The 22,507-nt window shown below is 61.7% G+C and carries 20 protein-coding genes and 2 pseudogenes; 20 read left to right on the top strand and 2 right to left on the bottom strand.

Features of this window, described 5'->3' with window-relative positions; translation table 11 throughout:
* The first annotated feature begins 79 nt into the window (after positions 1–79).
* Complete coding sequence (locus NKJ46_RS04235) at positions 80–382, top strand: hypothetical protein (RefSeq protein WP_352662251.1); 303 nt, start codon at positions 80–82, stop codon at positions 380–382.
* Positions 383–873: 491 nt separating this feature from the next.
* On the opposite strand, the gene NKJ46_RS04230 is transcribed toward NKJ46_RS04235, so the two are convergent.
* Entirely contained in the window at positions 874–1,092 is a 219-nt protein-coding gene (locus NKJ46_RS04230) for a KTSC domain-containing protein (protein WP_352662409.1), read from the bottom strand.
* A 274-nt stretch (positions 1,093–1,366) separates the two neighbouring features.
* Between NKJ46_RS04230 and NKJ46_RS04225 the strand changes: the two genes are divergently transcribed.
* The 16 genes from NKJ46_RS04225 (at position 1,367) to NKJ46_RS04145 (ending at position 18,578) form a co-directional block, all read left to right on the top strand.
* Positions 1,367–1,600 carry a hypothetical protein gene (locus NKJ46_RS04225; RefSeq protein ID WP_352467844.1) on the top strand — a complete coding sequence of 78 codons (234 nt, stop codon included), beginning with the start codon at positions 1,367–1,369 and terminating at the stop codon, positions 1,598–1,600.
* Positions 1,601–2,574: 974 nt separating this feature from the next.
* A complete protein-coding gene (locus tag NKJ46_RS04215; protein ID WP_352662247.1) occupies positions 2,575–4,602 on the top strand; it encodes a conjugal transfer protein TraG in 2,028 nt (675 codons plus the stop codon).
* 119 nt (positions 4,603–4,721) lie between these two features.
* Positions 4,722–5,135: a CopG family transcriptional regulator gene (locus tag NKJ46_RS04210; protein WP_352662244.1), complete on the top strand. Its 414-nt coding sequence runs from the start codon at positions 4,722–4,724 to the stop codon at positions 5,133–5,135.
* Positions 5,132–6,100, top strand: a complete 969-nt coding sequence (gene trbB / locus NKJ46_RS04205; protein ID WP_352662241.1) for a P-type conjugative transfer ATPase TrbB — start codon at positions 5,132–5,134, stop codon at positions 6,098–6,100. The genes NKJ46_RS04210 and trbB overlap by 4 nt, the downstream gene beginning before the upstream one ends.
* A gap of 11 nt (positions 6,101–6,111) precedes the next feature.
* Positions 6,112–6,420 (top strand): TrbC/VirB2 family type IV secretion system protein, encoded by a 309-nt coding sequence (locus NKJ46_RS04200; protein WP_352528997.1) that lies wholly within the window; start codon positions 6,112–6,114, stop codon positions 6,418–6,420.
* Positions 6,420–6,692: a VirB3 family type IV secretion system protein gene (locus NKJ46_RS04195; RefSeq protein WP_023680309.1), complete on the top strand. Its 273-nt coding sequence runs from the start codon at positions 6,420–6,422 to the stop codon at positions 6,690–6,692. Before NKJ46_RS04200 ends, NKJ46_RS04195 begins: the two co-directional genes overlap by 1 nt.
* Positions 6,686–9,136 carry a conjugal transfer protein TrbE gene (gene trbE, locus NKJ46_RS04190; protein ID WP_352662238.1) on the top strand — a complete coding sequence of 817 codons (2,451 nt, stop codon included), beginning with the start codon at positions 6,686–6,688 and terminating at the stop codon, positions 9,134–9,136. Before NKJ46_RS04195 ends, trbE begins: the two co-directional genes overlap by 7 nt.
* Positions 9,133–9,858, top strand: a complete 726-nt coding sequence (gene trbJ / locus NKJ46_RS04185; protein WP_023718720.1) for a P-type conjugative transfer protein TrbJ — start codon at positions 9,133–9,135, stop codon at positions 9,856–9,858. Before trbE ends, trbJ begins: the two co-directional genes overlap by 4 nt.
* Positions 9,859–9,894: 36 nt before the next feature.
* The gene (gene trbL, locus NKJ46_RS04180) at positions 9,895–11,217 is read left to right on the top strand and encodes a P-type conjugative transfer protein TrbL (RefSeq protein WP_352662235.1); all 1,323 of its coding nucleotides are present in this window, start codon (positions 9,895–9,897) and stop codon (positions 11,215–11,217) included.
* Positions 11,218–11,949 carry a conjugal transfer protein TrbF gene (trbF, locus tag NKJ46_RS04175; RefSeq protein ID WP_352662232.1) on the top strand — a complete coding sequence of 244 codons (732 nt, stop codon included), beginning with the start codon at positions 11,218–11,220 and terminating at the stop codon, positions 11,947–11,949.
* The gene (gene trbG / locus NKJ46_RS04170) at positions 11,939–12,967 is read left to right on the top strand and encodes a P-type conjugative transfer protein TrbG (protein WP_352662229.1); all 1,029 of its coding nucleotides are present in this window, start codon (positions 11,939–11,941) and stop codon (positions 12,965–12,967) included. Before trbF ends, trbG begins: the two co-directional genes overlap by 11 nt.
* Positions 12,968–12,977: 10 nt before the next feature.
* Complete coding sequence (locus NKJ46_RS04165) at positions 12,978–14,195, top strand: TraB/TrbI/VirB10 family type IV secretion system protein (RefSeq protein WP_352662407.1); 1,218 nt, start codon at positions 12,978–12,980, stop codon at positions 14,193–14,195.
* 11 nt (positions 14,196–14,206) lie between these two features.
* Positions 14,207–14,479: a DUF2274 domain-containing protein gene (locus tag NKJ46_RS04160; RefSeq protein ID WP_352662226.1), complete on the top strand. Its 273-nt coding sequence runs from the start codon at positions 14,207–14,209 to the stop codon at positions 14,477–14,479.
* A 458-nt stretch (positions 14,480–14,937) separates the two neighbouring features.
* The gene (locus tag NKJ46_RS04155) at positions 14,938–16,104 is read left to right on the top strand and encodes an ABC-three component system protein (protein WP_352662223.1); all 1,167 of its coding nucleotides are present in this window, start codon (positions 14,938–14,940) and stop codon (positions 16,102–16,104) included.
* Entirely contained in the window at positions 16,101–16,613 is a 513-nt protein-coding gene (locus NKJ46_RS04150; RefSeq protein WP_352662220.1) for a three component ABC system middle component, read from the top strand. Before NKJ46_RS04155 ends, NKJ46_RS04150 begins: the two co-directional genes overlap by 4 nt.
* Complete coding sequence (locus tag NKJ46_RS04145; RefSeq protein WP_352662217.1) at positions 16,614–18,578, top strand: DUF3732 domain-containing protein; 1,965 nt, start codon at positions 16,614–16,616, stop codon at positions 18,576–18,578.
* A 206-nt stretch (positions 18,579–18,784) separates the two neighbouring features.
* Here NKJ46_RS04145 and NKJ46_RS04140 read toward each other — a convergent pair whose 3' ends face one another.
* Positions 18,785–20,368 (bottom strand): hypothetical protein, encoded by a 1,584-nt coding sequence (locus NKJ46_RS04140; protein ID WP_352662214.1) that lies wholly within the window; start codon positions 20,366–20,368, stop codon positions 18,785–18,787.
* 326 nt (positions 20,369–20,694) lie between these two features.
* On the opposite strand from NKJ46_RS04140, the pseudogene NKJ46_RS04135 reads away from it, so the two are divergent.
* The 3 genes and pseudogenes from NKJ46_RS04135 to NKJ46_RS04125 form a co-directional block, all read left to right on the top strand.
* Positions 20,695–21,094: pseudogene (locus tag NKJ46_RS04135) on the top strand (IS110 family transposase); the annotation flags it as partial.
* A pseudogene (locus NKJ46_RS04130) lies at positions 21,079–21,582 on the top strand (IS630 family transposase); the annotation flags it as partial. The pseudogenes NKJ46_RS04135 and NKJ46_RS04130, both read left to right, overlap by 16 nt.
* A gap of 90 nt (positions 21,583–21,672) precedes the next feature.
* The gene (locus NKJ46_RS04125; protein WP_352662212.1) at positions 21,673–22,419 is read left to right on the top strand and encodes a hypothetical protein; all 747 of its coding nucleotides are present in this window, start codon (positions 21,673–21,675) and stop codon (positions 22,417–22,419) included.
* Positions 22,420–22,507 lie beyond the last annotated feature (88 nt).

Here is a 22,507-nt window from a genome sequence, read left to right as displayed (position 1 = left end):
GTCGTAGGTCAGCCTTAGGATGGCGGGCGTATATTAGAAGCCTCTTGAAGAAGACGCTGCCCGCACCAGAATCCATGGCATGGCTCAGGGAATAGGCATTGGTGACCAGGTGGCGATTACTGCCACGGTTCGAAGGCGGATAACAGAGGACCGCGTAAGCGTCTCTATCCCAGGTTATGACTTCCCACATTCCATCATCGACCACACCAAGGTGAACCGAGGCCAGCAAATCGACCTGAAAGGCGAGGTCACGCGCATCGACGAGGACACCGTGACGATCGACCTCGGGCCGCTGGTCACGGTCGACCGTGACAAGGTCCGGCTAATGGAGAAATATTGGCCGCCAAAACGACGAAAGGCACTTGTCGTTGCCCCGGATTAGAACCGACAACATCGCGACGGGCTATGAGGGCAGGCCGCATGACGGGCCGGTAGAGGACGAGTCGAAGCACTTGCTCTACTGCCCAGTCTGCGGCCAAACATTCGACGCGCGCGATCTTGGACAGGTCTTCCACCACGCTGAGCCGCAGCACGAGCCGCTTCCGGTCGAGCAATAGTCCAGCTAGTTGAGCTCCGGCGGCAGACCGATGTTGAGATCCTTCAGCGCGCCACCGACGTACGTTGGATGAGGAAAAGGTGCTGCGTGCACCGCGCCTTCCCCGCGCGCCGATGCTCCACCTGGACCGCAAAAAAGTCCCGCCGCACTGCCAGAACGGCGGGACCGATCAAACGCTTTGCACCAGGCGGGGGGATGCGGGGGGGTGGGCTTGCCAAGTGAGCGCGGACCGTAACCAACCCTAAGCGCCACAGCGGCAACGCGTCCACCAACCGCCGGTTGGAGCGACAGGACGATTGAGCCGCCGGCAGGTCAGGTCATCCCGGGTCGCTATCGCTCGCAACCAGACGGTAGCGGAAATTGTTGCGGATGTGGTCGTTGAAGTAGCGGCCCTTGGCGAACGCGGCCCGGAACGCGGCAAAGGTTTCCGGCGGTACCCCCTCAAACTCGTACCGCTTGACGCTGGCCACAAACCAGACAGAGAGGATTCTTCTGTCAGGATCATATTCCATCTTGCGGATCGAAGTAGATGGCATGAGCACCACAGGCCGAGGCCCGCGCCCTTGCGGGGAGCGCGGGCCGATCGGGATACCGATCTGCAGCAATACCTGGAGGGGGAGGATTCGCTGCGTGCACCGAACTTTCGCGGCGGTCCCGTGTTCCCAATCGAGATACACAAAAAGCTAGCTGCACCTTTCGGCATCACGCGGACGTTGGATTTCTGAGAAAGCGCGAGCGTCAATACTAACTTCTGGTGATGGAATTTTCCCGTGAGATAGGCACGCTCCACGGCGAAAGGAGTGCCCCGCCATGACCGTCCTCGCCTACAACCTTGCCAATGACATCAAAGGATTGTGGAGGGTCGTCTTCGTGCCGGACGAACTGCATCTGTATGTGGAATTCAGCCAGCCAGACGCCGACACAAACCCGGCTGATTGGATGAGCGTTGATGATTTCCTTGCATGGCGGCCGAAAGGCGCACTCCACGAGCGAGCGCGCGACAGCTTGGTTTCGCTCATTTGCAAGGCGCTGACAGGGCGATGAGACAAGGGAAACCCGCACCGAGATCCAGTGCGAGCGCCGCGAGTGGGCCTAGGGGCCCCACAAGCCAGTGCCACCACCGCCGCCGACAACCGCGGCGGGCGGGTGCCTCGGGGACAAGATGGTAGATCGCTAATGCGTTTGCGGGTGTGGCCTTAAGTCGCAAACTATTGGCTTCAGAAGCAGGGCGTCGGGCTTCATTGACGGTGCTGCCAACACCATATGGTAATCCATAGCCTCCCAAACGAGAGAAGCTCGCCCCTGACGGGTCGCACTGCGGCCGTCACCCGGCAATTGCTACGAACTAGGAAACCATCATGCCTGAAAATATCAGACTAACTTCGAGAGATGTCCCCCTCATTCAGCTAGGCCTCTATCAATGCCGCTTCCCGGTGAGCGAAGACCCGTCAGTACCCGGCGGTTATCGTTTTTGTGCTGGGCCAACTTCGCCGGATCGCGTCTACTGCGATCACCACCACAACATTGTGACCGCCGTGGACCCTCGTCGAGCCCGTTCGGGTCTCCACCTCGCTCAACGACGCGCCGCGTAAGTCTGACGGGCGGCGGCCTCCCGGCCAAGCGCTATGCGCTCCAAGGCCTTGGCTACGCCCATTCCGTCGGCTCGGTCTGGCCCATCCTCCCTTATGCCGTCTTCGCCGATGTATCCCCCGTCGCCCGATTGAGAACGACGACTTCTCGCCGAGCCCTTCAGCTCGCTACTCGCACAAACGCGTCGGCTCCAAAGGTTTGTCTGTCAGCACATCTTCAATGTGCCCGCGCCTGAAGCCCCAACATCTTCTGCGACCAAACCGCGTACCTGGCACCGCCGATCGGTTGCTGCGGCGGATTTTCGCTGTTCGCAGCTGAACAATGCCTATCAACCTTGTCATCGCACCTAGTCGCACATAGCGGCCGTTCGAATTCTCATCGCTCGGCGCGATGTTTGGTCCGTCTGGCCAGAAGAGCGGAGCAAGCCATTGACACCCACGAAGTTGCTGATTGGGCAGATCGCTGTCGTATTCGCAATTGTCATTCTTGGCGTGTGGACTGCAACCCAATGGTGCGCCCACATGCTCTCCTATCAGCCGCCACTCGGCGCGCCATGGTTTGTGACAGTCGGCTGGCCGATCTACCAGCCGTGGAAACTGTTCGAATGGTGGTTCCAATTTGACGCCTATGCGCCTGAAGTCTTCGACAAGGCTGGCATACTTGCCGGAGCCAGCGGGTTCCTGGGCTGTGCCGCCGCGATAGCTGGGTCCCTCTGGCGCGCACGGCAGCGGGGGTTGGTCACCACCTATGGGTCCTCACGATGGGCCATGAAGCTGGAGATCGAGAAGGCGGGGCTGTTTCAGCCGGCCGGCGTTTTCCTTGGTGGACTGAATTATCGCTATCTGCGCCATGACGGACCGGAACACGTCATGGCCTTTGCGCCGACACGTTCGGGCAAGGGCGTCGGACTCGTTGTTCCAACCCTTCTTTCCTGGACCGGCTCGGCCGTCATTCACGACATCAAAGGCGAGAACTGGCAGCTGACCTCTGGCTGGAGGTCGAAGTTCTCGCACTGTCTCTTGTTCAATCCGACCGATCCGAGATCGGCGCGGTACAACCCGCTGCTGGAAGTGCGCAAAGGTCCAGATGAGGTCCGCGACGTTCAGAACATCGCCGACATTCTCGTCGATCCGGAAGGCGCGCTGGAGCGGCGGAACCATTGGGAGAAGACCAGTCATTCACTCCTAGTTGGCGCCATCTTGCACGTGCTCTACGCCGAAGAGGAAAAGACACTCGCCCGTGTCGCCACCTTCCTGTCGGACCCGCAACGCTCATTCGCTGCGACACTGCAGCGGATGATGACCACCAACCACATCGGCACGGTGGACAAGCCCCAGGTCCATCCGGTCGTGGCCTCGGCGGCTCGTGAGGTGCTGAACAAGTCAGAGAACGAGCGCTCAGGCGTTCTCTCGACCGCCATGTCGTTTCTCGGGCTCTATCGTGATCCAACGGTGGCCGCGGCAACATCGGCCTGCGACTGGCGCATTGCCGACCTTGTGGATGCCGAGCGACCGATGTCGCTGTATCTGGTCGTGCCGCCGTCGGATATCTCGCGCACTAAGCCCCTGGTGCGATTGGTGCTCAATCAAATCGGCCGGCGGCTGACCGAGCGCCTGGAGGGCGATCCAAAGAAGAGCCGCAAGCATCAGCTCCTGATGATGCTGGATGAATTTCCGGCGCTCGGTCGGCTCGACTTCTTCGAGACTGCGCTCGCCTTCATGGCAGGCTACGGCATCCGCGCTTATCTGATAGCGCAATCGTTGAACCAAATCTCCAAGGCCTATGGCGAGAACAACGCCATTCTCGACAATTGCCATGTGCGGATTGCCTTTTCCTCAAATGACGAGCGCACGGCCAAACGCATCTCGGACGCGCTCGGTACCGCGACGGAACTCAGATCGATGCGTAACTATGCCGGCCATCGGTTGGCGCCCTGGTTGTCCCACGTCATGGTAAGCCGCCAAGAGACCGCTCGTCCCCTGCTGACGCCGGGTGAGGTGATGCAGTTGCCGCAGGCTGACGAACTAATCCTGGTTTCGGGATTGCCGCCGATTCGCGCCAAGAAGTTGCGTTATTACCAGGATCCGAATTTCACGGAGCGAGTGCTGCCTTCGCCGGTGCTGCGCGACGGTGCCTACGCGGATCGGCCCACGTCGCGCCCGGACGATTGGAGCGGACAGGTGCGCGGCGTGGATCGGCGTCTTGCTGGCGACGACGACAGTGCCGGCGCGGCAATCGAAGACGGAGGTGTCCAGCAGCAGCGCCATCCGGGCCTGCCCGAAGAACGGACCCTCGTCGCCCAGGAGCCTGATCATGGCGATCTGTTCACGCCCGCAGACGATGACTGCGAGACGCTCGCCGACAAGCGCGTCATGGATCGGATTTCCACCGCAGCACGTGCGTACGGCCTCAATGAGGGAATGGGCGACGACAAGGACATCGTGCCCGGCTTCTGAACGGCGCGCCATACGCGGGCGCATCTCAGCGTAGATAACGGCCGTAAGCGATTTCGAGGATCTCGACGATGCTCGTTCCCGTCGCCGGTGCATCAGCGCCGGTCAGAGGAACGAGCAGCATGAAGCCCCACCGCATTCGTCACCAGTTTTTGCTTGAACCCGAGTTGAGCGAGAAGCTGGAGAACCTCAGCCGCAATCCATCGACCACCAAATCGGCCATTGTGGCGCACGCGGTCGAGGCCTTTATCGAGCGGCGTGGGGAGAATGAACTCGACCAGCGCTACGGCAAGAGGCTCGACCGTCTTTCCCGCGACCTCGGACATGTCACGCGCGATGTCGAGATGATCCTGGAGAGCCTGGCGCTCTTCATCCGCTTTTCGATCACGCTTCATGCTCACACGCCGGTGCCGGACAGGGCCACGCAAGGGATTGCCCAGGAGCGCTTCGACAAATTCGTCGAACAGGTCGGCCGCCAAATCGCTTCCGGGAAACGGTCCCTTGGCACCGACGATCGCAGGGGAGGGGAAGGATGAGTTCTCATCCGGAAGCCGACCATCGCCGCCGCGCCATGCTGCGCACCGCCATGGGTCCGGCGATCACTGAAGCCCTTGCCGATCCGACCGTCATTGAGGTGATGGTCAATCCCGACGGTGCGCTGCGGCTCGACCGGTTGGGTGAAGGCCGGGTCGATACCGGCGTGCACATGCATCCTTCTGAGGCCGAACGCATCATCCGCCTGGTCGCCTCCCACGTGCGCGCCGAGGCGCATGCTGACAATCCGATTGTCAGCGCCGAATTGCCATCGGGCGAGCGCTTCGAGGGTCTGCTGCCGCCTGTCGTGCTGGGGCCATGCTTCGCCATCCGAACGCCTGCGGCGAAACTCTACACATTGGCCGACTATGTCGCCGACCGGGTCATGCTGCCGCTGCAGGCCGATGCGCTGAAGACGGCGGTCCGCGAGCGGCGCAACATCCTGGTCGCCGGCGGCACGTCGTCGGGCAAGACAACACTTGCCAACGCGCTGCTGGCACAAGTCGCCGATTGCGACGAGCGGGTGATCCTGATCGAGGACACGCGCGAACTGCAATGCGCGGCGAAGGATTGCGTTGCCTTGAGGACGAGGCGGGGGTCGGTCACGCTCGCCGATCTCGTGCGCTCGACCCTGCGGCTCAGACCCGACCGCATCATCGTGGGCGAAGTCAGGGGCGCGGAAGCCCTGGACATGCTGAAGGCATGGAACACCGGGCATCCCGGCGGCATCGCGACGGTTCACGCCAATTCGGCGCGCTCCGCTCTCTACCGTATCGAGCAGCTCGCCCAGGAAGCCGTCGTCACCGTTCCCCGCTGCCTCATCGCTGATGCGGTAGATCTGATCGTCTTCATCGCTGGGCGCGGATCCTCGCGCCGCATTGACGCGATCGCTGAGGTCACCGGTCTCGACAGCAGCGGTGATTACGCCGTCACCCCGCTCACGCTTCCGCAACTCCAGCAGTTTTGAAAGGTCACCTCATGCGCAAGAAGCTTCGCTTCCTTTCGTCCACCGCGCTCGCGTTTCTTCTCACCGTCCCGGCCCACGCAGCGGGCTCCGGCATGCCTTGGGAACAGCCGCTGCAGCAGATCCTTGAGTCGGTGCAGGGACCGGTCGCCAAGATCGTCGCGGTGATCATCATCATCACCACCGGCCTGACCCTTGCTTTCGGTGACACGGCAGGCGGTTTTCGCCGGCTGATCCAGATTGTCTTCGGCCTGTCGATCGCCTTCGCGGCATCGAGCTTCTTTCTCTCCTTCTTCTCCTTCGGCGGCGGGGCACTCGTCTGATGGCCACCGGAGAGCAGCATATCGAGGGTTTCGAAGTCCCCGTTCACAGGGCATTGACTGAGCCGATCCTGCTGGGCGGCGCGCCGCGAGCGGTGGCGATCCTCAACGGCACGGTGGCCGCGGCAATAGGCCTTGGCCTGCAGCAGTGGATCGCCGGACTGGCGCTCTGGATCGCCGGCCACACCCTCGCGGTCTTTGCCGCTCGCCGCGATCCGGACTTCGCCAGCGTGCTTGTCCGTCATCTTCGCCTGAAGGGGTGGCTTGCATGCTGAACCTTTCGGAGTATCGCGGCAAAGCCGATCGGCTTGCCGATCATCTGCCCTGGGCCGCTTTGGTCGCGCCCGGCATCGTGCTCAATAAAGACGGTAGCTTCCAGCGAACCTTCCGGTTCCGTGGCCCCGACCTTGAAAGCGCGACCGAAGCCGAGTTGGTCGGCATCTGCGCACGAGCCAACAATGCGCTACGAAGGTTGGGCTCCGGATGGGGGTTGTTTTTCGAGGCCGAGCGCGTTGAAGCGCTGGGCTATCCGAGCTCGGCTTTTCCCGATGCTGCCTCATGGCTGGTCGATGAAGAACGGCGCGCGGCCTTCGAGGGCAAGGTCGCGCACTTCGAGAGTCGCTATCATCTGACCTTGGTCTTCATGCCGGCGCCAGATGGCCAGGCGCGGGCGGAAAGCGCACTGGTCGACTCGCATCACTCGGGAGGGGCTAGAGACTGGCGCCAGGAGCTGGCGTGGTTTCGCGACGAGACCGACCGCGTCCTGGATTTGCTGTCCGGCTTCATGCCGGAAGTGCGCGCCCTCGATGATGCCGAGACGCTAACCTATCTGCACGGCACAATCTCGACCTACCGCCATCCGGTCGCCATGCCGGAAACGCCAATGTATCTCGACGGTGTTCTGGTTGACGCGCCGCTTACCGGCGGCCTGGAGCCGATGCTGGGTGAGCAGCATCTGTGCAACCTCACCATCCTTGGTTTCCCGAACGTCACCCGGCCAGGGATCCTCGACGCGCTCAACCATCAGGATTTCGCCTACCGCTGGATGACGCGCTTCATCCCGCTCGACAAGACGGAAGCCACAAAGACACTGACCCGGTTGCGCCGTCAGTGGTTTGCCAAGCGCAAATCGGTCGCAGCCATCCTGCGCGAGGTCGTGACCAACGAACCCGCCCCTCTCGTCGATAGTGACGCCGACAACAAGGCGCTCGATGCGGATGCCGCCCTTCAGGCATTGGGCGGCGATCACGTCGGCTTCGGCTATCTCACCACAACGGTGACGGTATGGGACCAGGATCGCCAAGCCGCCGCGGAGAACCTTCGCGCGGTTGAGCGCATCGTCAACGGACTCGGCTTCACCACAATCCGTGAAAGCATCAATGCGGTCGAGGCGTGGCTCGGCTCATTGCCCGGCCATGTCTATGCCAACGTTCGCCAGCCGCTCGTTCACACGCTGAATCTTGCCCATGTCATGCCGCTGTCGTCGGCGTGGGCCGGTCCGGTGGATAACGAGCATCTCGCCAACGTGACTGGGACCGAATCCCCGCCGCTTCTCTTCGCAGAGACCAACGGGTCGACACCGTTTCGGCTTTCCACCCACGTTGGCGATGTCGGCCACATGCTGGTCGTTGGGCCGACCGGTGCCGGCAAGTCGGTTCTGCTTGCGCTAGTCGCTCTGCAGTTTCGACGCTATGCCGGGGCGCAGGTCTATGTCTTCGACAAGGGCAATTCGGCTCGTGCGGCAACACTGGCCATGGGCGGAGAACACCACGCGCTGGGCGCGGATGGTGCGCTTGCCTTCCAGCCACTGAGCAATATCGGCGACCAGGCTACTCGCAGCTGGGCGGCGGAATGGATCGCCGGCCTCGTTGCCCATGAGAATGTCACCGTTACGCCGGAGGTAAAGGAGGCGATCTGGTCGGCACTCATCAGCCTTGCCACTGCGCCGGTGCAGGAACGCACGCTGACGGGCCTGTCGGTTCTGCTTCAGTCCAATGGGCTCAAGGCCGCGTTGATGCCCTACACGCTCGACGGTCCCTTCGGCCGTCTGCTCGATGCCGATGAAGATCGGCTGGCTTTGTCGGATGTGCAGTGTTTCGAGACCGAAGAGCTCATGCACAGCCAAGGCGCTGTTCTCCCGGTGCTCACCTATCTGTTCCATCGTCTCGAGGAGCGGTTCGACGGACGGCCGACGCTGCTGATGCTCGACGAGGCGTGGGTCTATCTCGACAACCCTCTCTTTGCCGCCCGCATCCGTGAATGGCTGAAGGTGCTGCGAAAGAAGAACGTGTCGGTGATCTTTGCCACGCAGTCGCTTGCCGACATCGCTGGCTCTTCCATCGCGCCGGCGATCATCGAGAGCTGCCCACAGCGCATTTTTCTCCCCAATGACCGTGCCGTGGAACCGCAGGCACGGGTGGCTTATGAGCGATTTGGTCTGAACGAGCGGCAGATCGAATTGGTCGCCCGTGCCACACCGAAGCGCCAGTACTATCTGCAGTCGCGCCGCGGCAACCGCCTCTTCGAGCTCGGGCTCGGCCCGATCGCTCTTGCGCTCTGCGGCGCCTCTGATCCGGCCACGCAAGCTTTGATCGACAGCGTCCTGTCAGAGCACGGGCAGGACAGCTTTGCCTCCCGGTTCCTGAGTGCGCGCGGCCTCGATTGGGCTGCCGAGCTTCTCCAGCAATTCCCTCAACCAGACAAGGAGCAATCGTCATGATGCGGCGCCGCCTTCTCACCAGCCTGATCACCGTTTCCCTAATCGCAAAACCGATGGCCGACTACGTCCAGCCGGCCCACGCCCTAATCGTGTTCGATCCGTCGAATTATGCGCAGAACGTGCTGACAGCGGCACGTTCCCTGGAGCAGATAAACAACCAGATCCAGTCGCTTCAGAACCAGGCGACGATGCTGCAGAACATGGCGCGCAACCTTCAGCGCCTGGATTTTTCTTCCGTCGGCCAGCTCACAGGTTCGCTCCAACGGATCGACGGCCTGATGACCCAGGCCAGCGGCCTGAGCTTCGATCTCGACAAGCTTCAGAACCAGTGGCGTGTGCAATATCCGGAAAGCTACGACGCCACAATCAAGGTCAGCGATGTGGCGAGCGCCGCGCGCGAGCGCTGGCAAAACGCCATGCAGGCGTTCCGCCAAACCATGAGCGCGCAGTCGCAGATCGTGGAGAACGTGCGGGCCGACGGCGACCTGCTTACCGATCTCGTCAACCGCAGTCAGGGCGCGGCAGGTGCCCTTGAGGCAAGCCAGGCCACCAATCAGCTGATCGCGCTTTCGACCAAGCAGCAGATTCAGATCCAGACGCTGCTCGCGACCCAGTTCCGGGCTGAAGCCGAAGATGCTGCCCGCAAGGCGCAGTCTGAGGAAGCCGCCCGCGAGACGACGAAGCGTTTCCTGGGCACCGGTACGGCCTATCCCGGCAACTGATCAGCAGTTCTTCAAGACAACGAGGAAGACGGCGACATGAATGACCTCGGCGTCATCGATCGCTTTATGCAGATCTTCATCCGCTATATCGACAGCGGGTTCGGTCTGCTTTCGGGCGACGTCGCCTTTCTCACTACCATCCTGATCGGCATTGACATCACGCTGGCGGGCCTGGTCTGGGCGTTCGGCGGCGAGCCCAATGTTCTTGGCCGGCTTGTCCGAAAAGTGCTCTATGTCGGCGCCTTCGCGTTCATCCTGAACAATTTCAGAAGCCTTGCCGACATTATCTATCGCTCCTTTGCCGGGCTCGGCATCAACGCATCGGCCGGCAATCTGTCCGCCGACAGTCTCCTGCGGCCAGGCCGCATTGCCGCGGCCGGCTTCGAGGGCGCCTGGCCGCTGCTCAATCAAGCGAGCCAGCTAGTCGGCTTCCCCGAGATTTTTGGCAACGCGCTGACCATCTTCGTGCTGCTTCTCGCCTGGTTCCTGGTCCTCATCGCCTTCTTCATCCTTTCCATCCAGCTTTTCATCACCATCCTGGAGTTCAAACTCACCACATTGGCCGGCTTTGTTCTGGTGCCCTTCGCGCTCTGGAACCGCTCGGCGTTTCTGGCCGAGCGCGTGCTCGGCAATGTGATCTCGTCGGGCATTAAGGTGATGGTGCTTGCCGTCATCGTCGGCATCGGCTCCACGCTCTTCGGCGAGTTCGCTTCCGCCCTGCAAGGCAAGGAGCCGGACTTGGCCGCGGCCATGTCACAGGTACTGGGCGCGTTGGCGCTGCTTGGGCTCGGCATTTTCGGACCGGGAATTGCCTCGGGTCTTGTTTCCGGCGCGCCGCAGCTTGGCGCGGGAGCCGCACTCGGAACCACCGCGGCGGCCGCCGGATCAACGCTCGTTGCCGGAGGTGCGGCGCTTGCCGGCGCGCGCATGTCAACCGGCGGCGGTCTCGCCGCCGTTCGAGCCGGCACGGCCATGGGATCGGCTGCTTCCACAGCTTGGCAGATGAGGCGTGCAACATCGCCCGAGTCCGGCCTCTCCGGCGTAGCTGCTGGACTGCAGGGCGTTGCCGGCGCAACTGGCGGCGCCGCGATTCGGGGAATGCGATCTGCAACAGAACCATTCCGGCGCAGCGCCGATGCCGGCCGCGATGCCGCCTGGACCGCGACGGGCGGCACGCCGACCGCATCAATGACCGGAAACCCTGCCGCGTCAGGTGCCAATGCCGCGCCGGCGTGGGCGAGGCGCTTACGTTCCGAACAGACCGCGCGCGCCCATCGCCACGCCGCCACGCAGGCCGTCCGCGATGGCGATCGGGGTGGAAGCGGCGCCAACCCCTCTCTCAACGATAAGGAAGACTAGATGCTCTTCAAGCGACCAGTTCAACGTTACGGGAAGACGCCCCACCCCGTCACACCATACCAGAAGGCCGCCCAACTTTGGGACGAGCGCATCGGCACTGCGCGCGTGCAGGCAAGGAACTGGCGCCTGATGGCCTTTGGCTGCCTCGCTCTGGCCACCGGGCTCTCTGGTGGACTCTTGTGGCAGTCGATGCAGGGCCGCGTTGTGCCTTATGTTGTCGAGGTCGACCGCTTCGGTGAGACACGGGCTGTGGCGCCGGCAATCCAAACCTATGAGCCCACCGATGCCCAGATCGCCTGGCATCTCGGCCGCTTCATCCAGAATGTCCGCTCTGTTTCCACCGATGCGGTGCTAGTGCGGCAGAATTGGCTGTCGGCCTACGACTTTGCCACCGACCGTGGAGCCCTCTTTCTCAACGAGTACGCTAAGGCCAACGACCCGTTCGGCAAGATCGGGACGCGCAGCGTCTCGGTGCAGGTGACGAGCGTGGTTCGAGCGTCCGACAGCTCCTATCAAGTCAAATGGACCGAGCAGGTCTTTGAGCGCGGCAGCCTCGCCAGCACAACGCGTTGGACCGGGATCCTCACCATTGTGATCCGGCCGCCGAACAATACCGATCAGCTGCGCAAAAACCCGCTCGGCGTCTTCATCAATGCCATCGACTGGTCGCGCGAGCTCGACAGTGCCGCGCAGACTTCCGTTCCCCCAAAGGAGCCCGCCAATGAAAAATAGACTCTCGTCGCTCCGCACTGCGCTGGTCCTGTCGACGTCGGCTGCGGTCATCTCCGCCTGTGCCTCGAAGCCGGTGCCGCCACCTCAGATTTCCTATGATGCTGCCAAGTTCCAACCGGCGGCAATCGAGAAGGCGCCGGAGAAGCCCGTCAAAGTCGTGGAAGTGCCGAAACCGCTACCGCTGCCCGGCCAGTTGCAGCCCGAGCCGGGCAAGGCTGCTGAAGACAAGCGCTCGCCTGAAGAACGTGTCGCCGATGCCAACAAGGCGGCGACGCAGCAACCCACCAAATATGGCTATGTGAATGCGGTGCAGGTTTACCCCTTTGCCGAAGGCGCGCTCTATCAGCTCTATGCCGCACCGGAGCGCGTCAGCGATATCGCTCTGCAGTCAGGCGAGAAACTCCAATCCGTGTCGGCCGGCGATACAGTGCGCTGGGTAATTGGCGACACCGTCAGTGGCTCCGGCGATGACCAGCGCACCCATGTGCTGGTGAAGCCCTTCGCGCCAGGACTTGCCACCAATCTGGTGATCACCACGGACCGGCGAAGCTATCACCTGCAGCTTCAAAGCACGGATAAGACCGCCATGGCAGCCATCTCCTGGACTTACAGCGAGGACCAGATCATCGCGCTACGCCGGCGCAATGCGCAGGCCGACGCCGCTATGCCAGTGGCGTCGAATGTGGCTCTCGAAAATATTCGCTTCCGCTATTCGATTACCGGCGACATGCCGCCCTGGAGGCCGACGCGCGCGTTCGATGATGGCAGCAAGGTCTACATCGAGTTTCCGCGCCGCATCGATCAGGGCGAGGCCCCGCCGCTCTTCATCGTCGGTGCTGACGGGGACAACCAGCTCGTCAACTACCGCATACGGGGCAACTATTACATCGTCGATCGCCTCTTCGCCGCGGCCGAACTGCGCCTCGGCGCCAAGCAGCAGCAGGTGGTGCGCATCACGAGGACCGACGGCAGGCAAGCGCCGCGGCGGATATTGCTCTTTTCGCGTTCCAGCAGGTGAGGGACGGCCCATGACGGATACTTCCCGCTCCGATGCTCCACCGAAACTCGATCCAGAACAGCTGCAGCTGCGGGCCTCGCCTCGCCGCACTGTGCGCTTCAAGCGCGGCATTATTGTCGCCATTGCTGCTGTTGGTTCCGGCAGCGTTCTAGGCGTCACCATGATGGCGCTGCAGGGACCGGCGCTGCGCATCAAAGAGCAGCCTGAAGAGCTTTACAACACTGAGCGGAAGCCAACCGCGGAGGCAATTGAAAGGCTGCCTAAGGACTATTCCGGGATCAAGCCCAAGCCTCCGGTGCTTGGATCACCGCTGCCCGGCGACCTCGGCCGCCCCATCCTTGAGCACCAACGCCAGCTGGGCATCGCGCCGGGCCAGGAGGTTTCGGCGGAGGAGCAGCGCCTTGCACAGCAGGCGATCGAGGCGCGCGAATCGCAAGTCTTCTTCCGGATCGAAAATCGACCCCGGCAAGCGGATGCCGCCGGCAACGGACAGGGCGGGCGTCCACCCTTTGAGGCAACGGCACCACAATCCGATGCCGCACGCGATTCAGCTTCCGTAGCACCGGCCGAGGGCGACCAAAACAATCAACAGCGCAAGCTCGATTTTGTCAGCCAGCGGAACACAACTGGAATCTACAATCTGCATGCACTGCAGACGCCGGCTTCGCCGTATCAGCTGATGGCCGGCAGCGTCATCGCAGCGAGCCTGATCACTGGCATCAATTCCGACTTGCCCGGCCTCGTCGTCGCACAGGTCACCGAGAATGTGCACGACACAGTCACCGGCAGCACATTGCTCATTCCGCAAGGCTCTCGCCTGATTGGCACCTATGACAGCGTTGTTGCCTTTGGACAAAGGCGCGCGCTGCTGGTCTGGCAACGGATACTGCTGCCCGACGGCTCTTCGATCGAAATCGACAATCTGCCGGCAACAGACACTGCCGGCTACGCGGGGCTTGAGGACAAGGTGGATTTCCACACCTGGCAGCTGATCAAAGGCGTTGCGCTGGCCACGTTGCTAGGGGTCGGCACCGAGCTGAGCCTCGGGGAAGACGAAAGCGACCTTGTCAAAGCAATCCGCGAATCCGCTCAGCAGAACGTCAGTCAAGCTGGCCAGCGCATCACCGAGAAGAACCTCAATATCCAACCCACCATCACTGTCCGGCCCGGTTGGCCACTGCGCGTCATCGTGCACAAGGATCTTGTGCTGCGGCCGTACCGGAATTGACTGGAGTCATCATGACCAATCTGAAACTCGCCAAACTTCCGGACCGGACTCCTTCGAAGATCACCATAAGCGTAAGTGCAGACCTGAACCAAGCACTGAAGGACTATGCGGCGCTTTATCGTCAGACCTATGGCGAGTCCGAATCGGTAGCGGAACTCATCCCGTTCATGCTGGCGGAGTTCCTGGACAGCGATCGAGCGTTTGCCAAGGCCAGAAAGGAAGGACTCCCTGTCGTCGACAAGCCAGAGAAATCGCGACGGCAGCCAATTTCAGGGTCCGAATAAGTGACAGCGACCAGTGAGTCCGAGGGGGCACCTTTCTAGGCGGGCAAATGCATTGAAGCAATTTGCCGGCGACAAGCCGAAACATAGGGCACGATAGACGAGCTGATCTGCCCCGAACCAGTGCCGGCTCTGCGCCTTCAAGCCGGAGTTCCGGCAAACTTCGCGTCCGTCCAAGAGCGGACATATCATCCGAGCCATATGGATGGTCGCGATACGCCTCGCAATGGTCGTCCTGCCCATTCGTTCGCCTCCCGCAAGTGGACTCCGAGCGCTGGCCTAGACCGCAATTGCATCGCGCCTGGCCGCCCCGATCGAGCAGATGACGATATCGCCGGTTGCCTGCCAAGTGCGGCCAGAGTTCGAATGAAACCGCCGGGCGCCAATTGTAAACAACGGCGAACTATACCAATATCTTTGCTGGTTTCTTCCTGTGCGACTCGGGAGAATCGGGATGGGCAATGAACGCGATAACACAAACGGGTAAACACGGCGCCGCTGGCCAATACCTCGGCTATGCGCTTCAACCCGTGCGCCTTTGCTTTCACCTGCTCAGCGTGCCTAGCGGCGCCTCGGTCTCTCTCGAACATTTAGACGATGTGGCGGTTCACCTGGTCGGCGGCGAAGTGGTTCTTGAGCAAAGCAAGAGCGCGCTGAAGCAAAATCCGATATCCGACTGGGCTGCGGACCTGTGGAAGTCGCTGGCCAACTGGCTCAGCTTCATGGCTGCGGGAGAGATCGACCCGGCGACCAGCCGTTTCCAGCTATATGTCACACCGGTGAAGGCATGCGCCTCCGCGACCGCGCTTAACGACGCGAAAACAGACGCCGACGTGGAGGCGCTAGTCGCCAATCTCGTCAAGGCCCACAGCAAGCTGAAAGCCGCCCCGGCATGCGAAGCCGACGTCCAAGCTTTCCTGAATGCTGATGCGGCTCATCGCGCCGCCTTGGTCAAGAATATCGCCGTTGTCAGCGTCGATGCAGATCCTGTCGATCCGATACGCGCGATCTTCAAGCCTACGGTCTCTCCTCTCATCATCGACCTAGTGTGCGAACGCGCGATCGGCGCAGCGAAGGAGGCGGCGGACAGGCTGATCAGAGCTGGCAAGCCCGCCATCTTGGATGCCGACGCGTTTCAGGCCGAACAAAGAGCATTTGTTCAGAAGAACAACCTTCCAGGGCTGCTGTCGTCTTTCACCAAGCAACCGCCGGTCGAGGCCATCGAACAATTGGTCGCCGACCGTCCCGCCTTCGTCCGCCAGCTAGAACTGATTGAGGTGGGAGACGAAGCGTGCGTCCGGGCCGTCAGCGATTATCTTAGGACGCTCGCCGACATCTCGATCTGGGGCGAAAGCGGGCTGATCTTTGAGAAGAACCTAAGCGACTGGGACGATGATCTTGTCGGTCGCTACGAGCACGTCAGTGCAGAGGTGCACGACGTACAGGCCGGACACCCCGCAACGGTTCGTGGGAGAATCGTTTACAGGCGCTGCGCGCAGTTGCAGCCCCCACTCGACGGTCGGGTCGTCCCCGGCCATTTCGTCCACGGATCGTTCAACGCCCTTGCCCACGGCCTGCGGCTCGGCTGGCATCCCGAATACCAGACTCTGCTGGAGCCAGCGACTTGATTGAGGCTGGCCGATCTCGCCTGCCGCTCAGCGACCTCGCTATTGTCCAGAATCCAGGACTTGGGGCTTTCGCATTGTGGCGGTTTGGCCAAGGTTTCCAGGCTGAGGACGAACGTCCAGCGCCGTTCGCCCTGACGTTTCTCGTGCTGCCGATCGTCTTGCATCGCGCAACGCTCGACATCGTGACCTCGACAAACCGACCCTCCGGGCTGGCGCTCTTCGCGGCCAAGCTCGGGAAGGAACGGGAACAACTCCTCGCCGTCCATGAGCGGGCGCTGCTGCTGCGCGCTCTGACATTGCAGTCGGTCGCTGTCGGTGTAAGCGGGCGGCTGCTGTCCGTGGATTACAAGGACGCTACCTTGAGAGCAAATGTGCCAGAACCGAAACCGAAGAGGCTGGTCCTTCCAGAGCGCGTCAAGCACCTCGGATCGGCCTCTGAGAAGTTGGGCTTCTGGTTTTCGAAACTGGGGACCGCCCAGGTGGCCAACCTGTTACGGGTGGAGTTCTAGATGTATTTCCAGCTTCGAAAACTGATCCTTTGGCCCCGCAATGGCACAGCGCCGCGGGTCGTCAAGTTCGAGCCCGGCGTCGTCAACGTCATCAGCGGCGCGTCGAAGACCGGGAAGTCCGCCGTGATCCCTATTATCGATTACTGTCTGGGCTCGGACAAATGCGCAATTCCGGTGGGCGTAATCCGCGAGAACTGCAGCTGGTTCGGCATTCTGATCGAGACGCTGGAGGGCGAAAAGCTCTTGGCGCGACGCGAACCGGGGGACCAACAGAGCACAGGCGACATGGTGCTGATCGAGGGGGCGGAGGTCGAGATCCCAGAGACGATCACCGACAAGACCACCAATGTCGACACGGTCAAGCGCGCGATGAACCGCCTGGCAGGCCTGACAGACCTCGACTTCGAACCGGGTACGGACAACGGATTCAAGCAGAAGCCAAGCTTCCGCGACCTCATGGCCTTCACGTTCCAACCTCAGAACGTGGTCGCCAATCCCGACGTGATGTTTTTCAAGGCCGATACGACGGAACACCGGGAGAAGCTGAAGACCATCTTTCCGTACGTTCTGGGCGCGGTCACCGCAAAGATTCTCCAGGCGCGGTTTGAGATCGATCGGCTCCAGCGCAACCTTCGCCGGAAGGAGGCTGAGCTACGCGCGATCGTGTCAGCGACTGGCGCTTGGCGGGCGGAGGCGGAGGCGTGGCTGCGACAGGCTGTCGAACTTGGCCTGGTCGATTCCTCCACTGAAGTGCCGAAGGACTGGAGTGACGTCGTTGACCTGCTTCGACGGGTGTCGAACAGCAACTCAAGCCTTGCTCGACCAAGCCTGGCCGGAATCGATGTGGTGCTCACGCGTCTGGAGACCCTTCGTGCGCTGGAAACCGAACTCGCCTCGCGACTTACCGAACATCGTCAGCGCCTGAACGAACTGCGCCGTCTGGTGGAGAGCAGTGAGGCGTACGGCGACGCCATGCGCATCCAACGTGACCGTTTGGACCTGTCCACGTGGCTGAGGGACTTGGCCGACGAGTCGGCCGATCCGTTGGTCGCACTCGGGGACGGCGGCCGTGAGAAAATCTTGGCCCTTTGCGACAACCTCGGCGGTCTGGAGATCCGGCTGCGGACTCACCCTGCCATGTCCAACACACTCGACAGGGAAATCCTGCGCCAGCGCGGCGCCGCTGAAGCGGTCCTATCTGAGCTGAACGAGGTGCGTAGCGAGATAACGATGCTGGAACAGGACTCTGACGCCGCCCGAGACGAGGTCAATCGCTTCGATCGGCTTGAGCGCTTCCTTGGTCGATTGGAGCAAGCGCTGCACATCTACGATCGCGCCGACCAGTCGTCGGACTTGCGGCAGGAACTCGCCTCGCTGCAGGCCGACATTGCGACGCTGCAAAAGACGATCTCCGAGGCCGACATCCAGCGCAAGCTATTCAACGCCCTGAACCAAGTCGCCCATCATGCCAATCGGCTGGTTCCGCAGCTTGACGGGGAGTGGCCCGAGGCCCCGATCAGGCTGTTGATTGAAGACCTGACCGTCAAGGTGACCAGGGGAACGCGTGAGGACTACCTGTGGGAGATTGGCAGCGGCGCCAATTGGCTCGCGTATCACATCGCACTAATGCTTGCGCTGCAGCGCTACTTCCTGGCCGAGCCTCATCACCCAGTCCCTGGGCAGCTGATCTTCGACCAGCCTAGCCAGGTCTATTTTCCCAAGCGGGCCGCGGGCGACGAGGGACCCGACCTCATCGCGTGGAGGGATCAGGACGTGGTCGCTGTCAGGAAGGTCTTTGCGCTCCTTGGCGCTGAGGTCACGGCCGCCAAGGGGCGCCTCCAGATCATCGTCCTGGACCACGCAGATGAGGACGTCTGGGGGAAGTTGCCGGGAGTCAAATTGATCGAGGAATGGCGTGGACAGGCCCTCGTGCCTAGGGCATGGATTACCGTCGCATCGGGCTGAAACGCATTAGTGGAGCGGCGGCTATCCGGCTCCTCTGCCCGAGAGCAAACCATACGAAAGCGGCCCCGACCCCGCAGGACGGTAAGGCGCCTCGTTGTCGGCGTTCGGGTGGCAAATCGCCGACCCCGGAACCGGTCGTACAATTAGGAGCGCCATCGCGACTCTTGCCCGCCAAACGTGGGGGGCGGGGTTTCCGCGTGGCTTGCCTAGCGATCGGACTCGGCCGCGAGCTTCCACGCGCCATCGTCCGCCATCTGCTCGGACAGCCGCTGCATCACGCAGATCACTTCGACAAGGCGCACGCCGTCGATCCGGCGCATGTGCATCGTCGGACGCCGGACTGCGATCAACTTCTGCATGTCATGGTCGAATTCGGTCTTGTCGACGAATACATAGCCGAACACTTCATCCCAGTTTTTCGTGCTCTGGATGATCCCCGACAGCTCACCCAGTTCGGTAAAATTGACTAGCGGTGCGAACGCTTCACCGCGCGCCATCGCCACCTTGCGAATCTCCTTCGCCTTGCCGATCAGGTTCGACGCGCGCAGCTTGAACCAGTCCGGACCGAAGCGCTCTTCGAGCTTGCGCTCGACATAAGCGCGCAGTTCTTGCTCGAACCGCCCGACCAACGCATAGGCATCCTTGCTGGTGCCGTGCGACCGCACGGTCATCGATATTTCGCCAAGTGTCACGACCGCCACGGCATTGGCTTCCGAGCGAAGCCCAACGGTCAGTCCGCTCTCGATCATGATCTCGAGCGCCATGCCGGGCTGGGCGACAACTAGCCCTTCATCGACTTCGGCCTCGCGATACATGCGCTTGCGCACACGCCCGTCGCGCCAGAAATTTTCTGGCAGATTGACGCGCGTGCGCCACTCGCCGAAGAGCGAATGATAGGCGTCGATCCGGAAATGGCTGCGCCGGTCGAACACTTCGCCAATGCCGGCGAGCGCCGACATCTTGAGTTGGGTCGCCGCGAAATCGGCTTCGAACCGGGCGGTCAGCCCAAGCATTGCGCTCATCTTGGCCTGATCGATCGCGGCCGAACCGACGAAGTTCTTAGCGATCGCGTCGCGCATGTCGCCGACAGCCGTGCCAAGGCCCCCGCCGAGCAGCTTGGTGATATCGGGGGTGTCGATCCGGCCGAGGGTGCTCGCCCATTGCGAGGTCTTGGCGATGTCACCGAACGGCCCGGCAAGCGAGGCGAATAGCGATTTCTGGATGGCACGCTGCTGCTCTTCGAACTGCTTGATCGCCGATCCGATGCCGCCGAGCGGTCGCATTGCCTCTTCGAATGTCCGCTGCGCCCGGCTGACGGTGCTCGCCAACAACGGATCGATCTTGAGCGGCTGCACGCCCTGGATCGCCGCAATCACCTTGGGATCAATAGACGGCGTGATTGCGCCGAGAAAGGCGAGCTTGGCATGGTCGATTGCGAATGGCTGGATCGCATTGAGCTTCGCGGCCAGCGCCGTGGACGGTTCGAGTAGCTTGCGCATCGCTTCCGTGCGCGCGATCTCGGCCGCTCCAAAGGCCGGGCTAAGCCCGAGCGCGACCTGCTGCGCAGGCGAATTGGCGTAATCGCGGGCGAGCTTTGCCGCAGGGGAAACGTAAAGCTCCCGCGCCATTTTGACCGACGGCGATTCCAGATACTCGCGGGCGAGGCGCTCGGTCGCGAGCTCACGCGCGCCGCGTGCGATCTCTTCGGCAGCCGTCAGCGGCTCGCCGCGCGCAATTTTCGAGAGCTTGTCGCCGGGCAGTTTGCCGCTAGCACTGTGGTCGTCATTCATCGCTACCGCCTGTACGTTCGCACTTCGATCGGCGGCCGCGCGCCGCCTTGTCTATATACATTCGCTCGCGTCCTGTCACACGTCGCCGCGACCAAAAGGGTCGCGCGCCCAATGGAATCAATCGGGTTTGGCTCGGCCGCGCGAGAAGCGGCATTTCGCAGCCCCGCGGCGATCAGGCTCATCGCCAGATCGGTCGAATGCTTGATGTGAATCGACTGCAGGTTTCTGCGGTCCGGGCCTGACAGCCACCGGTCTGCTATTGATGCGGTGGACGGCTCTCCTCCCTTCCTGCGGTATGATCGCGGGATTAGAGCTGGAGGAGCGCTATGATAAGCAACGTTACGACAATCGGTCTGATATTGCGAAGTCCGTGTTTCAAGTCCACGGCGTGGATGCGGCTGGTGAGGTTGCAGTTCGCAGGAAGTTGACGCGTGGGCGTGTGCTGCCGTTCTTTGAGAGTTGCAGCGATGCCTTGTCGCGATCGAGGCGTGCAGTTCGTCGCAGTATTGGGCTCGCGAGCTAATCGCGCGTGGCCACGATGTGCGGCTGCTGCCGGCACAGTATGTGAAGCCGTATCTGAAGCGGCAGAAGAATGATGCTGCAGATGCAGAGGCGATCTGCGAGGCCGTGACACGACCGACGATGCGCTTCGTGCCGGTGAAGTCGCCTGAGCAACAGAGTGTGATGATGCTGCACCGGGTTCGATTGATGCTACCACTACGAAGATGACACGTCTGCGCGGCCGCTGCCTAAAGGGCCAACGGCTGCGCTCAAAGGCACCGTTCGGGCATTGGAAGACGCAGACCTTCATCGCCGGGTTGCGCTGTCATGGGCTCACGGCCCCTTTTGTTATCGACACGCCGATGAACCGGTCCATCTTCGAAACCTATGTCGAAACGCAGCTCGCTCCGACGCTGGCAAAGGGCGATGTCGTCATCCTCGACAATCTCGCTGCCCACAAGAGCCCGGCCGCCGAGGCAGCGATCCGGGCCAGAGGCGCATGGCTGCTCTTCCTGCCGCCCTACAGCCCAGATCTCAATCCCATCGAAATGGCATTCGCCAAGCTCAAGGCGCACCTGCGCGCAAAGGCCATCAGAACCATCGACGCCCTGTGGCAGGCCATTGGCGATATCTGCAACCTCTTCTCTCCTACAGAATGCAGAAATTACTTCGCAGCCGCAGGGTATGGTTCACATGAAAGTCCGCCGCTCTAGGTCTGAATGGCCTGACTTTAGACGCGTGATGCCAAATGACAGAGAGTTCACAGCTGACTAGAGTGCCGAGCTGGCTCTTGGGAAACTGTCATGATCATCGACCAGAAGCATCCCATCTCTTGGTCACTCGTCGAGCGCGGCGCAGACGGCCGGAAAGTGATGAAGGACCCCGCACTCACAAAACCATTCCTCTATCATATGCTCGAATGGCGTTACGCCAAGCTGATTTTCGAAACTAACAAACTGCGGCTCTCGCCCGTCCGATGTTGGCAGGACCCCTATGAGCGGTGGTGGTGCGATGGTCTGTTCAATCGCCCCGGTCCCTTGTCGGGGTTTCAACCGTACGGCTCGTGTTGGACCACAGGTGCACATGACGAACCGCGTTGGCGAATGGCAGGCTTTGGTCCCGACAAGGAAACTCCTATTGTTCGAATCCGCTGTCGGGTGGACGCTATGGTGAACGCGGCAAAAGGCCTCCTCAAGAACAGCGCCGGCTCCGCTTTTCTAGGCCGCGTCCAATATCGTGGCGAGAGAACTCTTGTTCGTCTGGCACAGTCGGTCGCAGAAGGATCGAAGAAAGAAGTTACCCGGATGGCCGCGACCATGCTGTTGCACAAGCGGCGTGCCTTCAAGTTCGAAGACGAGGTGAGACTCCTTTGGCTAGACAAGCAGGCATTGAGAGAGGGCGTCTATATCGACATCGAGGCGAAGACGTTCATCGACCAAGTGATGATTACACCTCACGCAAGCCCCGCTGAAACGGCGAACATCAAACGGGAGATGAGGCCTTTTGGCGTACCTTGCCTCTCGTCTGGTGTGTTGAAGTCGCCGCGTTAGGCGCGGTCCACGAATCCTTGTGCCTCACGCAGTTCGTCACCACCTTCAATCTGCGACGGTCGCTCGCGCTGCGCGATGCCAAAGGCTC

Origin of the sequence: Mesorhizobium sp. M0166, assembly GCF_040322255.1 — a bacterium.
In the GTDB taxonomy this organism is placed as follows: domain Bacteria; phylum Pseudomonadota; class Alphaproteobacteria; order Rhizobiales; family Rhizobiaceae; genus Mesorhizobium.
Note: the sequence above shows the minus strand (reverse complement) of the source record. Positions and strands in the feature narration are given on the sequence as shown.

What these genes read in the sequence shown, in the direction of transcription:
- NKJ46_RS04235 (WP_352662251.1), top strand. Translation starts at nt 80, where the DNA reads ATGGCTCAGGGAATAGGCATTGGTGACCAGGTGGCGATTACTGCCACG.
- NKJ46_RS04230 (WP_352662409.1), bottom strand. Translation starts at nt 1,092, where the DNA reads ATGCCATCTACTTCGATCCGCAAGATGGAATATGATCCTGACAGAAGA.
- NKJ46_RS04225 (WP_352467844.1), top strand. Translation starts at nt 1,367, where the DNA reads ATGACCGTCCTCGCCTACAACCTTGCCAATGACATCAAAGGATTGTGG.
- NKJ46_RS04210 (WP_352662244.1), top strand. Translation starts at nt 4,722, where the DNA reads ATGAAGCCCCACCGCATTCGTCACCAGTTTTTGCTTGAACCCGAGTTG.
- trbB (WP_352662241.1), top strand. Translation starts at nt 5,132, where the DNA reads ATGAGTTCTCATCCGGAAGCCGACCATCGCCGCCGCGCCATGCTGCGC.
- NKJ46_RS04200 (WP_352528997.1), top strand. Translation starts at nt 6,112, where the DNA reads ATGCGCAAGAAGCTTCGCTTCCTTTCGTCCACCGCGCTCGCGTTTCTT.
- NKJ46_RS04195 (WP_023680309.1), top strand. Translation starts at nt 6,420, where the DNA reads ATGGCCACCGGAGAGCAGCATATCGAGGGTTTCGAAGTCCCCGTTCAC.
- trbE (WP_352662238.1), top strand. Translation starts at nt 6,686, where the DNA reads ATGCTGAACCTTTCGGAGTATCGCGGCAAAGCCGATCGGCTTGCCGAT.
- trbJ (WP_023718720.1), top strand. Translation starts at nt 9,133, where the DNA reads ATGATGCGGCGCCGCCTTCTCACCAGCCTGATCACCGTTTCCCTAATC.
- trbL (WP_352662235.1), top strand. Translation starts at nt 9,895, where the DNA reads ATGAATGACCTCGGCGTCATCGATCGCTTTATGCAGATCTTCATCCGC.
- trbF (WP_352662232.1), top strand. Translation starts at nt 11,218, where the DNA reads ATGCTCTTCAAGCGACCAGTTCAACGTTACGGGAAGACGCCCCACCCC.
- trbG (WP_352662229.1), top strand. Translation starts at nt 11,939, where the DNA reads ATGAAAAATAGACTCTCGTCGCTCCGCACTGCGCTGGTCCTGTCGACG.
- NKJ46_RS04165 (WP_352662407.1), top strand. Translation starts at nt 12,978, where the DNA reads ATGACGGATACTTCCCGCTCCGATGCTCCACCGAAACTCGATCCAGAA.
- NKJ46_RS04160 (WP_352662226.1), top strand. Translation starts at nt 14,207, where the DNA reads ATGACCAATCTGAAACTCGCCAAACTTCCGGACCGGACTCCTTCGAAG.
- NKJ46_RS04155 (WP_352662223.1), top strand. Translation starts at nt 14,938, where the DNA reads ATGAACGCGATAACACAAACGGGTAAACACGGCGCCGCTGGCCAATAC.
- NKJ46_RS04145 (WP_352662217.1), top strand. Translation starts at nt 16,614, where the DNA reads ATGTATTTCCAGCTTCGAAAACTGATCCTTTGGCCCCGCAATGGCACA.
- NKJ46_RS04140 (WP_352662214.1), bottom strand. Translation starts at nt 20,368, where the DNA reads ATGAATGACGACCACAGTGCTAGCGGCAAACTGCCCGGCGACAAGCTC.
- NKJ46_RS04125 (WP_352662212.1), top strand. Translation starts at nt 21,673, where the DNA reads ATGATCATCGACCAGAAGCATCCCATCTCTTGGTCACTCGTCGAGCGC.